Below are 14,126 nucleotides of genomic sequence, written 5' to 3' on the forward strand. Positions count from 1 at the left end.
CCTCAGCGAGCAGGGGCGCTGTCGGCGGACGTGAAGCGCGTCGGCCCGGCGACCCTGCCCGACGCCCAGGAAACCGGCGATGGGCGTGAAGCTACCGGACGGTAGCCAGCGCGCGATACTAGCCCGCGCTCACATTCGTCCAGGCAGGGTTGTCACCCCTGTGACAAGAGGTCCTCCGCGCCCCTCGAATCGGCGGCGCGCTGGAGCGCGATCCGCCGCCGCCAGAGCATGACGCACGCGGCACCCCACAGCAGGCCCATCTCGGCCACGAGCGCGATGCCGACGACGACGGCCCAGTCCGTCCCTTCCCCCTCGTCCAGGCTGGCGGGGGCCATCAGGGTCATCTGGCTCTCCCCGGACGCGGCGCGCGTCGGCGGTCCCCCCGGCGCGGTCAGCGGCGGCAGGACGACCGGGCCCTGTCCGGGCGCCACCGGCTGGCCCGGCGCGGCCGCTCCCGGCGCGGGCGCCCCGGGGGCCGCCTGGCCTTCGGCCCACCCGGGCGCTCCGGCTCCCGTCCCGGCGTCCCCTCCAGACGGCCCAAACGGCCCTGACGGCCCGACCGTCCCCGGCCCGGGCATCGGACCGGCCGCGCACTCACCGGCCTTGTCACGCTCGCACGGCGGCTCATCGCCACCCCAAGGCGGGCTGTCCACAGCGGGCGGACCGGCCGGACCGGTTGCGCCGGGCGGCGGCGGCTCAACACCGCCGGTCCCACCAGGAGTCGGCTTACCGGACGAACCACCAGTCGGAGACGGCTGGCCAACCCCACCGGGCTTAGCCGCACTAGGCCGATCCCCACTGGGCTTGGGACCGCTGGGCTTAGGCCCACCGGTCTTGGGTTGGCGTGGCTTGACGGTTCCGCGTGGCTTCCCGGTGTGGCAGGACGGTTTTCCACTGGCAACGGCGTCGTCGCCGCCGGGTTTGGCCGTCGAGCCCTGGCACGACGGTTCGTCGTCGTCCGGGCGCGTGGTCGAGCTGGCGCCGCTGGAGAAGCCGATGACCGCGCGGATGGATCGTTTGGGCGTGTTCGCGGCGTCCGCCACTGCGCGAACGCTCAAGGACTTGCCGAACTCCCCCGAAACCACGGAACGCGGTACCCGGACGGTCGCCGTTCGTTTCACCACGGCCTTGCCGACGTCCCCGACGTCGCATCGCAGCCGCTGGTCACCGGAGCCCGCCTGCCGAGCGCACGTGGCCGAATGCTTCGTCCACGCCAGCGGACGGTCGGCCGTGAGCTGCAAGACCACATCCCGTGCAGTGCCGCCCTGGGCCGTCATCTGGACGGTGTAGGTCAACGCATAGCCCGGCCCGGCACCCTTGCTGCCGCGAGCCGAGATGTCCATGTTCAACCGGACGGGCGACGGACGTCCGTCCAGCGCTGCCGCAGCGTTCGGCACCGCTGGAGCGCTCGGCGCGGCCGCAGCGCTCGGGACGGCCAGCGTCAGTGCCGGTACGGTCAGTGCGCCGCTTGCCGCGATCGCACCCCAGCGTGTCGTTCGGCGCCCCGTTCGCACCCGATCCCTCTCCCCGGTTCTATCCGTACGGCTGCCAGGGGGCGGCGACGCGGGCGCCGGGCAACGACCATTATTGCCAGGTCAGAGCCACAAGTAACGTACGCGGTCCACTACCCCGGCAATCTTTGGCAGCGAAATCACCGCTCTCCGTAGACTCGGGTGGGTCGCGACCGAGAGGAGACGCGGGTGGCGGAAGCGGTCCGTTCGCTGGAGCGGGCGTTCGATCTGCTCGAACATCTGGCGGACGCGGGGGGCGAGATGGCGCTGTCCGAGCTGACAGAGGTCTCCGGGCTACCGATGCCGACGATCTACCGCCTGATGCGGACGCTCGTGAACAAGGGCTACGTCCGCCAGGAGCCGTCCAAGCGCTACGCCCTGGGCCCGCGGCTCGTCCGCCTAGGCGAGGGCGCCGGTCGCCTTCTGGGCACCTGGGCGCAGCCCGTCCTGTCCCGTCTCGTCGACGCGGTGGGTGAGACGGCCAACATGGCGGTGCTGGAAGGCGATGAGGCTGTCTACGTGGCGCAGGTGCCGTCCAAGCACTCCATGCGGATGTTCACCGAAGTGGGACGGCGCGTCCAGCCGCATTGCACGGGCGTGGGGAAGGCGCTTCTGTCGCAACTGTCCGACGAGAGGGTTCGCGGGATTCTCGCCCGGACGGGCATGGACGCGCACACCCCGAACACGCTCACCGACGTGGACACCCTCCTCGCCGAACTCAAGCGCATCAGGGAGCAGGGCTACGCGCTGGACGACGAGGAACAGGAACTCGGTGTGCGTTGCGTGGCCGTGCCTCTGCAAGGCGCTCCGGCCTTGACGGCGCTTTCGGTGTCCGGGCCTTCTGGACGGATGACAAGCGATGCCGTCCCGAACGTCGTGCCCATCATGCAGGACGCCGCCGAGCGCTTCGCCAAGGAACTCGGCCCGCCAGCGTCCTGACCCTTGGGCTCGCCCTACGGATGTCAGTCGACGGGTTCGCCCACAATGACGGTCGGGCGCCCGCCGCGCTCCCACATGACGAAGTCGCCCGCGGACCTGACGAGGACGGCGAGCATCCAGAGGGCGAGCCCGGTGTCGTCCACGATGCCCACAACAGGGATCACGTCGGGGATGGCGTCGATCGGGGAGATGATGTAGACGACGCCCAGCGCGAGCAGCCCGAGCGTCCCGAAGGACATGCCCTTGTACTGCCCCCGCACGACCGACTTCAGCATCCGAGGAACGGAGCGGACGCGCTCCCAGAGGCCCGGTGCGTCGGGCTTCAGCGTCTCGGCGTAGATCTGCCAAGCCTGACCTGCGGCGGCCGCGCTGCGCTTCTTGTCCACGAGCACTCCTCAGAGGGACGTTCAGAGGGCGCGCCCCCGCGGCGCCCACGACCTACTACGACGCGGCCTGTGCCGGTTTTGTTCCCTTGGAACGGCCTTGAGGACCATGACACAGGCACCGCACCCGCAACGGCACCGGAACGATCGCGAAACGCCGGGGCCGGACATGCACTCGAACATTCGATTTGGGTTACCTGAGGTGAGGTCTTCATCACTCTCACGGGCGACGTGCGGCGATTCACGGTGTGTTGCCCGCCGTCCGCTGCCAGCATGGGGCGCGCGGGGGGGCCGCTTCCCGGGGGAGCGCTCCCCCGAGCACGAGCACGACCGGTACCGCCCGTCGAGCATCGCAGGAGATGACGTATCGACATGAGCGGCGACCACCATACGAACAACCACCCCGTCCATGGCACCGCGGCAGGCGACGCGTACGTCGCGCTGCCCCCGACCGCCGTCGACGCGACCGCCTCGGGGCCGACGCGGCTGATCGTGGCCTGGCCCGGGTTCGATCCGCCCCGGACGGCGAGCGCGCTCGCCACGGCGATCCCGATGACCGGCGTGCCGGTGTGGCGCGTCTACCTCGACCTGCCCGGCCGCTCGCCCGGCGGGCTCGGTTCGGGCGCGATCCTGGAGACCGAGACGATCGAGACGTACTGCGCGGCGGTCGAGAGCGCCGTCGAGCGCCTCCCGGACGCCCTGGCGGACATCCGCCGCGATCTCGGCCTCCAGGACGGCTCAGAAGCCCCAGACGGCACGGAGGGCTCCGTCGGGCTGGTGGGCTTCAGCGCGGGCGGCGCCGCCGCCATGCTGGCCGCTGCGCGCGGCACAGTGCCGGTGAGCGCCGTCGCTCTCGTCGCCCCCGTCGTCGCCCCGTCGCGGGTCGCGCGGGCGGTGGAGAAGCGCTCGGGCCGCGACCGGTCCTGGACGGACGGCGCCACCGCGCTCGCCGACCGCCTCGACCTCGGCTCCCTCGCCGGCGAGCTCGCCGGACGGGACGTCGCGACGCTGCTCATCGGCGGCGCCAAGGACCGCGTCGTCCCGGCCCGGGAGATCACGTCCCTGCGCGACCTGCTGCGCCGCCACGGCGCCGGACCGGTCGAGTCCGCGACGTTCCGCATGGGCCACGCGCTGGCCGCCGAACCCGGCACCGAGGCGCGCCCGCCGATCACCGAGGCCGTGCGCGTGGACGGCGTCCTCACCGACTGGTTCCGCGACCGCCTCGCCACCCCGGCGCCCCATCTGGCCAACAACTCGCCGGCCGAAGCCGAACGGGTCGACGGGCCGGCACCCACCGCGAACACTCACCCGGCCGCGCCTCAGCCGTCCGGCAACGAGCCCTTGGACGCCGCAAAGGTCAACACCCAGCCGATCAGGGTCCGCCCTGCCGAGAAGCAGCCGGCGACCGTCCACCCAGGGGACGCCTCCCCCGACGGCACCCAACCGGTCAATGCCCAGGGGCCAGACGCTACGCCGGCGGACGCAGAGGCTCCCCGGCCATCGGCAAGCGGCAACGGCGCATGGTCGAACAGCGCTGACGACGCAGAGACGCAGTCCGCCCCAGCAGGGTGCGGCCTAGGCCACACGCGCTGAGCTGGTAAGCCGCCCGGCAGGCACGGTTCGGCGCCCGCCGGGCGGGTGCGACTGCTTCAGGATCAGCCCCTGGACAGGACCTCGTACCGGACGGGGATCACGCCCGCTCCGGTGCCGCCGACCTTCTTCATCGCGGCCCTGGACAGGTCCAGGCACCGGCCGCCCGCATACGGGCCGCGGTCGTTGATGCGGACGATGACCGAACGGTCGTTGTTCTTGTTCGTCACGCGGACCTTGCTGCCCATCGCCAGCGTCTTGTGCGCGGCCGTCAACTCGCTCGGGTCGAAGGCCTCGCCGCTCGCGGTCATCTGCCCCTCCCAGTAGTAGGAGGCTTCGCACGAGCCCGACTTGATGACCTTGTACCGCTTCTTCTTCACGGGTTTGGCCACCTGGCCTGCGCTGCTGTCAGACCGGTTCTTATCTGCCTTCGTCTTCTTTGGCGAGGGCTCAGGTGAGCGGGTCTGGCCACGGCTGGCACGCGTGGGCTCAGCCCGTGGACGGTCTTGCAGCGGTGAAGTGGTCTCTGCAGCGGATGCCGATTTCGCTGGTTCGTCGCCGTCGGCGAGGGCGACCGCGCCCACTGCGAGGACGGCGGCACCGGCACCGGAGACGATCAGGACGGTAGTGCGTAGACGCGCTCGTAGAACACGCCTGAAAGGGCTACCCACAGAGGAGTCCTTTGTTAGGGGACAGGACCCCGGACGCCCGGTGGTGTGCTCACGGCGTGTTCAGGCGACGTCGCTCGTCCCCGAATCCCCCGCCGCCGGCGGGCTCGCTCGCCCGCGTCCGCGCCGATCTTCAGCGCTGCCGCATCATCGCGGCTCCGGCGTCCGGCAGGTGCGGCGAGGGAAAGGCATCTTCACTTTTGATCTCTAAGACGCCGCACAAGTCCTTGACCGTACGGCTTATCGCGCATTAAGCAAGCCGCAGAGCCCTGGTTTGTGGGGTTTGTCACCCTATATTTTGCCCTTCGAAGCTGATCAACTCCGCTGGGTAGCCGGGTTCGTAGATCAGCTTTACTACCCATAGAACCTGTGATCTCGGACAAATAACAATCACTTGCCTGCTAACGGAACGCCGCGTCTCGATGATCGTCAGCCGACCCCGGGCACCTTCGGGAGCCCGAGTCCGGAGGTGTCCGAGAGCCCGAGCCCGGACGTGTCGGGCAGCGACAGCGGGCCGTCCGCCGACCGCTTCGAGGCCGCCACGCCACGCGCCTTCAGCACCTCCACCACGCTGCCGACGGCGCTCCCGGACTTGTCGATCTCGCCGCCGAGCTGGTTGACCGCGCCGTTCGCCTGGCCGACCAGATCGTCGGACGGGGCCGGCTTCGCATGCCGCGCGGCCCGCGGGAAGAGCGTCGAGCCGACCGGCTGCACGACGGGCCGCACGACCGGCTGCACGAGGCCGAGCGCCGACGGAACGTCCGCCAGCCCGGGAACCCGCTCGGCCCCAAGCGCGGACGGAACCCCTGGCACCGCCATGCTGAGCGGCATCGCGGCCCGCTGCCCACCCGGCACCGCCGCGCGGCGCCCACCCGGGAGGGCGGTGCGCACGCCGGGCAGTTCGCCGAGCTTGCTGTTGCGGATCGCCGTGCCGACCTTCTCGGTGTCCTTGGCGAGCGTCTTCGGCACCCTGACCACGGCGTCGGCCGGGGGCGGCAGCTCGCCCGTCCCAGCGTGGCGGTTAGCGGAAAGGCAGTCGCCCTTGGGCAGCCCGCCCACCGGGACCTTGCCGAGGGACAGCGGGGTGTTCGGCAGGCTCGTCCCCGCGTGGGAGTTGACCGTCTTGCCGGGGTTCAGCTTGCACTGCGGCGCGCGCGCGGAGCGAAGGCCGGGCGATGTGGGAGCGACGTCGAGCAGACCGTCAACCGCTCCCGTCGCCGACTCGGTGGTCGGGCCGGCCGCCTGCGTGACCGGCTCGGGGAGCACGCCGGTGACGGGGCCGGGCGCGGCGTTCGCGGGCGCGGCCGTGACGGCGACCGCCGCGACGACCGAGACGGTCAGCAGGCTTCTGGCGGATCGATTCATGTTTCCCCCGGGGATTTCGGATTGTCCCTGCACGTGTGGGTGCGCGCCCGCGCGGTCTGCAAATCCGGCGCACCGTCGAGCGGGGACGTTAGTACACGCCCGGGACGCGCACCGCCATTTGGAGAAGCAATTGGTAAACGCCATATAGATCTACTGAACCCGTCCGCCGACATCCCCACGCGCACCAAATGACGACAAGTTCCACTAAATGCGAAGCGGGGGCGCCCCTAGGGACGCCCCCGCCTGACCAGACGATCGGCTATTCGGCCGTGCCGAGGGAGATGGCCTGGTCGACCTCCTCCTTGCGCCCGGCGAGCTCGGCCGCGTACCGCTCCTCGTCGACCTTTTCGGCGATCTCCTCGTCCTGCTTCATCAGCGCTTCGAGGTCGGCCTTGGCATTGTCGAGGACGCCCATGTCCGCATAGGCGGCCTGCACCTTGTCGCCCCACAGCCCAACATCCCGGACGCACGGGACGATCCGGCTGAAAAGCAGCGACTGATAGAGCGTGTACATGTCGGAGTTGTCGACGAACTCCATGCATTTCTCGACCGGCATGTCGAGCTGCTCGAAGATCTCGCGCCCCTTGAACCGGTCGCGCATCAGGTAGCAGCCCTCGACGACGAACTCCTCGCGCTCCGCCCGCTCCTTGTCGGTGAGCTCGGCGTAGTAGTCCTTGAGCGCGAGCCGTCCGAACGCCACGTGCCGCGCCTCGTCCTGCATCACATACGCGAGGAGCTGCTTGACCAGCGGGTTCGTCGACATGTCGCGGTAGAGGCCGAACGCGGCGAGAGCGAGGCCCTCGATCAGGACCTGCATGCCGAGGTACGGCAGATCCCAGCGGCTGTCCTCCAGCGACTCGGCGAGCAGCGTCGCGAGGTCCTGGTTGATGGGGTAGTACATGCCGATCTTCTCGTGCACGAACTTCGTGTACAGCTCGACATGGCGCGCCTCGTCCATCGTCTGAGTCGCGGCGTAGAACTTGGAGTCCAGATCGGGCACGGACTGGACGATCCGCGCCGAAACGTTCAACGCGCCCTGCTCGCCATGCAGGAACTGGCTGAACAGCCAGGAGCCCTGATGCCGCCCGAACTCGTCACGCTCCTTCTGCGACATCTTCTCCCAGATTTCGGACCCGAAGAGCGGGTTGAAGTTCTCCGGCAGGCCCGCGACGTTGATCGGATCGACCTCGATGTCCCAGTCGATGCGCTTCTGCGCGTCCCACTGCTTGTCCTTGCCCTTCTGGTACAGGTTCAGCAGCCGGTCGCGGCCGTCGTCGTACTCCCAGGTGAACCGGGCATCGCCCGCCATGGGGACATTCCACGTGTCCGTGGGGACAGGCGTGGCGTAGAGGTCGTAGGAACTCACGGGGAATCCTCCTCGGGGGGTGCGCCGCCCGAGCGCGACGCTGGTGTGCTCCGCCCACGGCTTTACATACCTTCGTAACATGTAAACCCGCACGCCGACCACCCCCCTGCAGAAACCCGCCCCGCCGCACGCCACGAGCCCAAGCCCCACCTGAACGCCAACACCCAGAACTGCCGCAACCAGAAGACCAACACACCACCGATCCAAGGCGGCCACACACAGAAACGCCCCGGGAGCCCAGCGACAGACCAGAGACCGGACCCAACACAACCCCGAAGACCAGCACGCCAGCGCGACCTGAGGCGGCCCAGGCGCCGACACAACCCCCGAGTCTCAAGCACCAGCAAGCCCAAGAGGCTAAACAGCCGCAACCCAAGTGGCCGCCCGGCAGCGGACCAGGACTGGACGCCGCCGACACGACCGAAACGCTTGAGCACTGGTGCAGTCCTGAGGCACCCAGGTGTTGGCGGACCCATACGGCTAGACAGCTGCAGGATCCGAAGTGGCCGCTCGGCGGCAGGCCCAGGGGCGGCAGACTGCCGACGCAAGCCAGACATGCCAAGACGCCGACGCCTTCTGAGGCGCCCCGGACGCCGGCGGAACCCCCGAGTCTCAAGCGCCGGCGAGTGCAGAGGGCTGGACGGTCTCAGGGGTGGAAGTGGCCGCTCCGCGATGGGCCGAGGGGTGGTTGGACGCGCCTGGACGCCGGCGCGGGCTGAGGTGTCCTCGGGGGTGACGTAGTCCGGGGAGTTCTAGGCGTCGGCGAGCACCGCGATGGCTGGGAGCGGTGTGGGTCCGCAGGGTGGGGTTAGCGGGATTGGAGGGCGTCCAGGCCTACGGCTTGGGCTATTACCAGGCGGCGGTCTAGGCGCGGGTCCTTGATCTCTACGACGTAGCGGTCGCGGAAGCCGAACTTCTTGACGACGGAGAAGACGAGCTGGTCACCGGCGTAGAAGTCGAAGTGGTACGGCCAGGCGAACGGGAGGGCGTCCACGTACGGGATGAACTGCCAGACGCGGCGCAGGACCGCGACGGTCTTGTTGCGCTCGCTGCCCGTCGTGGTGCCGAGGCCGGGCTGCTCCAGGTGCCAGGTCGAGGCGAGCAGGGACTTCTTGAAGTCCTTGCGGAAGACGCCGATCGGCTGGCCGCTCGCGTCCGTGATGTCGTAGGCGGACGCGAGGTCGATGCGCTTGCGCGCCTTGAAGCCCAGGATCGGACGGGTCTTCGCGTCGTCCGCGTAGAGGGTCACCTGCTCCTTGAAGGCCAGGCGCTTCTGCTGCGCGAATGCGAGCAGTTCACCCTCGCTGCCGTCCGGTGCCTGGGCGTGCACCTCGTACTGGTTCACCATCAGGCGCATACGCTGCCGGATCAGCAGCGTGCTCTGCGCCTGGAGCCGTTCCTCGTCCAGCGAACTCACCCGTTCTGTAGCGTTTTGCGGAGTCTGCCACAGATGGGGCGTTCTGAGTCAGGACTCCTCGATATGCGACGCCAGATAGCCGTGGATCAGCCGCTCCGCCTCGGCGACGATCAGCGGATCGCCGCCCGGGTCGCGGCGGAAGGCCATCTTCAGGACGGCGTCGCCGGCCTCCACCGCGATGGCGAGCGCAGTGGCGAGGCGCGGGGTGTCCCGGACGCCGAACGACTCCACGATCATCTGGCGGAGCCGGCCGGCGACCACCGCGTTGTTGTCGGCGTCGGAGTCGAGCAGGTGGACGTCCGCGACGTCACCGAACCGCAGCACGCGGAAGCCTGGCACGGTCCGGTGCATCTCCACGAAGATCTCGATGATCGCGCCGACCGTGTCGGACCAGTCGCCGAAGCCGCCCTCGGCCAGCCGCGCCGAGACCCGCTCCCCGAACACCTCCAGGTTGCGGAGGGCGAGGGCCTGCGCGACGGCACGTTTGTCGGGGAAGAACTGGTACACCGAGCCGATGGCCACGTCGGCGCGTTGCGCGATCCGCGTCGTGGTGAGGCCGTCGTAGCCGTGCTCGTCGAGGAGGTCCGCGCAGGCGTCGAGCATCCGCTGGACGCGTTCGGCGGAGCGGCGCTGGGCGGGACGGCGGCGGAGGGGAGTCCGGATCTCGGTCACGCCACCATTGTCACCCGAACACGGTGGGCTCCGGCATGCGCGGCGTGCCGTTCACCACCCCAAGGTCATGAGAGTCTTCCGTGCGCACCATCCGAGCTCCTAATATCCGAAAGGAATTCGCATTTCGGGTGGTTCGGGGAGGGAACGCATTGGGGTTTCCGGACGGCTTTCGCTGGGGCGTCGCAACGGCCGCGTACCAGGTCGAGGGCGCGGTCGCCGAGGACGGGCGGGGCCCGTCCATCTGGGATACGTTCGCCCACACTCCGGGACGCGTCCGCCATGGGGACACGGGTGACGTCGCCTGCGACCACTACCACCGCTGGCCGGACGATGTCGCGCTCATGGCGGGGCTCGGCGTCGGCTCGTACCGGTTCTCGATCGCGTGGCCGCGCGTCCAGCCGGCCGGGAGCGGGCCCGTCAACCCGAAGGGCCTCGACTTCTACGACCGCCTGGTGGACGGCCTGCTCGCCGCCGGTATCTCCCCTGCCGCCACCCTCTACCACTGGGACCTCCCGCAGCCGCTCGAGGACGCAGGCGGCTGGATGAACCGTGACACCGCCTACCGGTTCGCTGAATTCTCCTACCTGGCCGCCGAGCGGCTCGCGGACCGCGTGGAAATGTGGATAACTCTGAACGAGCCCGTGGTCGTCATGGCCTACGGCTACGCGTTCGGCGTCTACGCGCCCGGCCGGACGCTCCTGCTCGACGCGCTCCCGACCGCGCACCACCAGCTCCTCGGCCACGGCCTCGCCGTCAACGCCCTGCGCGGACGCGGCGCCCGCGAGATCGGCCTGACGAACCATTACTCGCCGGCCTGGGCCGCAACTCCCACCGACCAGCCGGCCGCGGACGCTTTCGACGCCTTCATGAACCGGCTGTTCACCGATCCCGTCCTTCTCGGCCGCTATCCCGATGTCATGGCGGACGCTTCGTTCGTGCGTTCGGAGGACCTCGCCGTCATCGCGTCGCCCATCGATTTCCTGGGCGTCAACTACTACCAGCCGACGCGCCTCAAAATGCCGGACGAAGGCCCGTTGCCGTTCGATATCACCGACATCACTGAATACCCGGTGACCGGGATGGGCTGGCCGATCGTCCCCGACGCCTTCCTGTCCCTGCTGCGCAGCCTCCACGCGCGGTACTCGCTGCCGCCGCTCTACATCACCGAGAACGGTTGCTCGTTCCCGGACGAGATCGGCCCCGACGGCACCGTGGACGACTCGTCCCGCATCGAATTCCTGGACGCCCACATCAAGGCGATGCGGGCCGCCATCGACGAGGGCATCGACATCCGCGGCTACTACGCGTGGTCACTTCTCGACAATTTCGAATGGTCGGAGGGGTACGATCCGCGTTTCGGCCTCGTCCATGTCGACTACGAGACGCAGAAACGCACGCCGAAGAAGTCCTACGGCTGGTATCGCGATCTCATCGCCGCGTCGTCGTCCTGAACGCGCGCAACGCGGTGACGCCCCGGCGGGCTGATGCGGCGGCGCGGGCCGAGTGGGCGGTCCGGTGGCGACCGGTCTCGGTGATCGGCGGCTTGTGGATAATCTGCTTTCGCCGGTTCCGCCGTGGAGGTCCTGAATGCCCGACCCTCGTCCGCTGCGCTCGAACGATCCCCGCGAGGTCGCCGGGTTCCGGCTGACGGCCCGGATCGGCGAGGGCGCCCAGGGCAGTGTCTTCCTCGGCGAATCGGACACCGGTCAGCGCGTCGCGGTGAAGCTCCTGCACGCCGGAATCGGCCACGACGACCGGGCCCGGACGCTCTTCGAGCGTGAGCTGTCCGCGGCCCGCCGGGTCGCGCCGTTCTGCACCGCCCGCATCCTCGCCTCCGGGACGGACGAGGACGTCGCGTACATCGTCAGCGAGTACATCGACGGGCCGTCGCTGCGGGAGCACATCACCGAGCAGGGTGTGGCGGCCGACGGTGCGCTGGTCAGGCTGGCCATCGGCACCGCCACCGCGCTCGCCGCGATCCACGAGGCGGGCGTCGTCCACCGCGATTTCAAACCGGCCAACGTGCTGCTCGGCGAGGACGGCCCGCGGGTCATCGACTTCGGCATCGCCCGCCCGCTCGACGCCACCTCGGCCACCATGACCGGCGCGGTCGGCACCCCGGCCTTCATGGCGCCGGAGCAGGTGGCGGGCTCGGCGGGCGGCGCTCCCCTGGACATGTTCGCGTGGGCGTGCACGATCGCGTTCGCCGCCAACGGCGTCCCGCCGTTCGGCAGCGACAACGTGGCGGCCATCATGCAGCGCGTCCTGCACGGGGAACCGCAGCTGGGCGCGCTGACAGGGGAACTGCGCGCACTCGTCACGTCCTGCCTGGCCAAGGACCCGGCGGCCCGCCCGACCGCGCTCCAGGTCCTGCAGCACCTCCTCGGCAACCGGCCGGATGCGCGTGCGAGCCTGCTTGCGGAAGGCACGTCGGCCGCCGCATCTTCGTCGCCGCCGCCGCTTGCACCGTCCCCGATGGCGGCCGATGCTCCGGTGGCGCACGCGCTTGGACAGCCTTGGCCCGGCGCCCCGCCGCCCAGTTCGCCTCCGTTCGGTGTTCATCAGCGAGGCACGCCGCCGGGCAGCAGGCCACCTCCGCCTCCCGCAGGGTTCCCGCAGCCGACGAATCCGGCGGCGCCTGGACGGAAAGGACGTCCGCTACTGGTCATCGCCGGGGCCGCCGCCGCGGTCCTCCTGGTCACCGGGGCGGTCTTCGCCGCGGTCCTGCTCAGGGGCGACGGGACGGGGACCGGAACGGGACCCGGCGCCAAGATGAACAGCAGCGGGACGAATAGGGGCGGGACGGGGACGCAACCAGGCTCGTCCACGCGGAATTGCGTCTACTCGCCGACAAGCGGCACAGCCGCCAAAGATGTGGGCAAGCCGCCGTCCCAGGTGCCCGCCACGCAACCGCAACGGGCGACCATCAAGACCACTCTCGGCACGCTGGAAGTGCAACTGGACCCCGCCAAGGCGCCCTGCACCGTGAACTCGATCGCCCATCTCGCGAGCAAGAAGTACTACGACAACACCAAGTGCCATCGCCTCACGACGGGGCCGCTCAAGGTTCTGCAATGCGGTGACCCGTCCGGACTCGGGACCGGCGGGCCCTCCTACCAATTCGGGAACGAGATCGCGCCCGGGACCCGCTACACCCGCGGCACCGTGGCCATGGCCAATGCCGGGCCGAACACGAACGGCAGCCAGTTCTTCATCGTCTATGGGGACGCGACCCTGCTGCCGGACTACACCGTTTTCGGACGGGTCACGTCCGGGCTGGAGGTCGTCGACAAGGTGGCGAAGGCGGGAGTCGAGGACGGCGCCGTCACGGGAGCGGGTGACGGCCCGCCGAAGCAGGAGATCACCATCACCGAGTTCCGGACACTCGGCAGTTAGCGGTCAGCGGGTAACCGTTAGTGTCCAAGCCGGTCCGGATGGGACGATTCCGCAATGGCTGAGAAGGCAGCCCGCGTGCCGGAGGTCGAGGACCTCTATGCCGCATTCGAGCGCATCCCGCGTCCGGTGGATCTGGAAGGGTGCCCCTGCTGCGTCGACCCCGATGAAGGACGGCCACTGCTCGAGCGCCCCCTCCGCGACCTGACCGGCGCGGACCTGCGCCGGTACGCCGCCAAGGTGTTGAACACCTGGGGCGGCCCGGAAGATTTCTACTATTTCGCACCGCGCCTGCTGGAACTGGCGGCCGACGACGCATTCAGCTGGCCGGACGTCGAAATCGTCTTCAGCAAATTCAGCCGGGTCGGGTGGCTGGACTGGCCGCAGCGTGACGCCATCACCGCCTTCCTGAACGCCTTCTGGACTCGAACTCTCACCGAGTTCCCCACCTTCCCCTCCGCGAGCTCCGCCATCTGCGCACTCGCCAGCATGAATACCGACATGACCCCTTGGCTGGACGAATGGGGCGACGCATTGACGTCCGAACCCACCATCCGCCAGCTACACGAGTTCGTCACGGGAACGCTGATCTGGCAGCGCGGGCGACCAAGCCTTCTTCCCGGGTACTGGGACCCCTCGTCCAGCCCGTACCAGCAGGTCATCGACTGGCTGACCGGCGGCGAAGCCGCCACAGCCGTCAGCGCCGCCTTCGCCCGCACCGAGGACGAGGCGGCGCTGGAACTCCTGATGGAAATCGACTCCGGGCTGAGGCCACCGGGCTAGGCCGGGCCAGATCGTGCTGAGGGCGAGCTGAGATGGGCC

At 69.5% G+C, this 14,126-nt stretch carries 13 protein-coding genes; 6 read left to right on the forward strand and 7 right to left on the reverse strand.

Annotated elements, in window-relative coordinates; translation table 11 throughout:
* Positions 1-152: 152 nt before the first annotated feature.
* Positions 153-344 carry a hypothetical protein gene (locus ACH34S_RS10925; RefSeq protein ID WP_395952382.1) on the reverse strand — a complete coding sequence of 64 codons (192 nt, stop codon included), beginning with the start codon at positions 342-344 and terminating at the stop codon, positions 153-155.
* A gap of 529 nt (positions 345-873) precedes the next feature.
* Between ACH34S_RS10925 and ACH34S_RS10930 the strand changes: the two genes are divergently transcribed.
* Both ACH34S_RS10930 and ACH34S_RS10935 read left to right on the forward strand, forming a co-directional pair.
* Complete coding sequence (locus ACH34S_RS10930) at positions 874-1,290, forward strand: hypothetical protein (RefSeq protein ID WP_395952383.1); 417 nt, start codon at positions 874-876, stop codon at positions 1,288-1,290.
* Between the two features lie 410 nt (positions 1,291-1,700).
* Positions 1,701-2,450, forward strand: a complete 750-nt coding sequence (locus tag ACH34S_RS10935; protein ID WP_395952384.1) for an IclR family transcriptional regulator — start codon at positions 1,701-1,703, stop codon at positions 2,448-2,450.
* 23 nt (positions 2,451-2,473) lie between these two features.
* Here ACH34S_RS10935 and ACH34S_RS10940 read toward each other — a convergent pair whose 3' ends face one another.
* Positions 2,474-2,836 carry a YkvA family protein gene (locus ACH34S_RS10940; RefSeq protein ID WP_395952385.1) on the reverse strand — a complete coding sequence of 121 codons (363 nt, stop codon included), beginning with the start codon at positions 2,834-2,836 and terminating at the stop codon, positions 2,474-2,476.
* Between the two features lie 369 nt (positions 2,837-3,205).
* Here ACH34S_RS10940 and ACH34S_RS10945 point away from each other — a divergent pair, with 369 nt between their 5' ends.
* Positions 3,206-4,426 (forward strand): hypothetical protein, encoded by a 1,221-nt coding sequence (locus tag ACH34S_RS10945; protein WP_395952386.1) that lies wholly within the window; start codon positions 3,206-3,208, stop codon positions 4,424-4,426.
* Positions 4,427-4,488: 62 nt separating this feature from the next.
* On the opposite strand, the gene ACH34S_RS10950 is transcribed toward ACH34S_RS10945, so the two are convergent.
* The 5 genes from ACH34S_RS10950 to ACH34S_RS10970 form a co-directional block, all read right to left on the reverse strand.
* Positions 4,489-4,803 carry a septal ring lytic transglycosylase RlpA family protein gene (locus ACH34S_RS10950; RefSeq protein WP_395952387.1) on the reverse strand — a complete coding sequence of 105 codons (315 nt, stop codon included), beginning with the start codon at positions 4,801-4,803 and terminating at the stop codon, positions 4,489-4,491.
* A 717-nt stretch (positions 4,804-5,520) separates the two neighbouring features.
* Positions 5,521-6,456, reverse strand: coding sequence for a hypothetical protein (locus ACH34S_RS10955; RefSeq protein WP_395952388.1), 936 nt, complete (start codon positions 6,454-6,456; stop codon positions 5,521-5,523).
* A 259-nt stretch (positions 6,457-6,715) separates the two neighbouring features.
* Positions 6,716-7,822, reverse strand: coding sequence for a ferritin-like domain-containing protein (locus tag ACH34S_RS10960; protein WP_395952389.1), 1,107 nt, complete (start codon positions 7,820-7,822; stop codon positions 6,716-6,718).
* 808 nt (positions 7,823-8,630) lie between these two features.
* The gene (locus ACH34S_RS10965) at positions 8,631-9,239 is read right to left on the reverse strand and encodes a hypothetical protein (protein ID WP_395952390.1); all 609 of its coding nucleotides are present in this window, start codon (positions 9,237-9,239) and stop codon (positions 8,631-8,633) included.
* Between the two features lie 48 nt (positions 9,240-9,287).
* Entirely contained in the window at positions 9,288-9,911 is a 624-nt protein-coding gene (locus ACH34S_RS10970) for a TetR family transcriptional regulator (protein WP_395952391.1), read from the reverse strand.
* A gap of 149 nt (positions 9,912-10,060) precedes the next feature.
* Between ACH34S_RS10970 and ACH34S_RS10975 the strand changes: the two genes are divergently transcribed.
* The 3 genes from ACH34S_RS10975 to ACH34S_RS10985 all read left to right on the forward strand — a co-directional run bounded on the left by ACH34S_RS10975 (position 10,061) and on the right by ACH34S_RS10985 (position 14,087).
* Positions 10,061-11,362, forward strand: coding sequence for a GH1 family beta-glucosidase (locus ACH34S_RS10975; protein WP_395952392.1), 1,302 nt, complete (start codon positions 10,061-10,063; stop codon positions 11,360-11,362).
* A 136-nt stretch (positions 11,363-11,498) separates the two neighbouring features.
* A complete protein-coding gene (locus tag ACH34S_RS10980; protein ID WP_395952393.1) occupies positions 11,499-13,307 on the forward strand; it encodes a peptidylprolyl isomerase in 1,809 nt (602 codons plus the stop codon).
* Positions 13,308-13,361: 54 nt separating this feature from the next.
* Positions 13,362-14,087, forward strand: a complete 726-nt coding sequence (locus ACH34S_RS10985; protein WP_395952394.1) for a hypothetical protein — start codon at positions 13,362-13,364, stop codon at positions 14,085-14,087.
* Positions 14,088-14,126 lie beyond the last annotated feature (39 nt).

This window comes from Actinomadura sp. 3N508 (genome assembly GCF_044326375.1).
GTDB lineage: Bacteria > Actinomycetota > Actinomycetes > Streptosporangiales > Streptosporangiaceae > Spirillospora.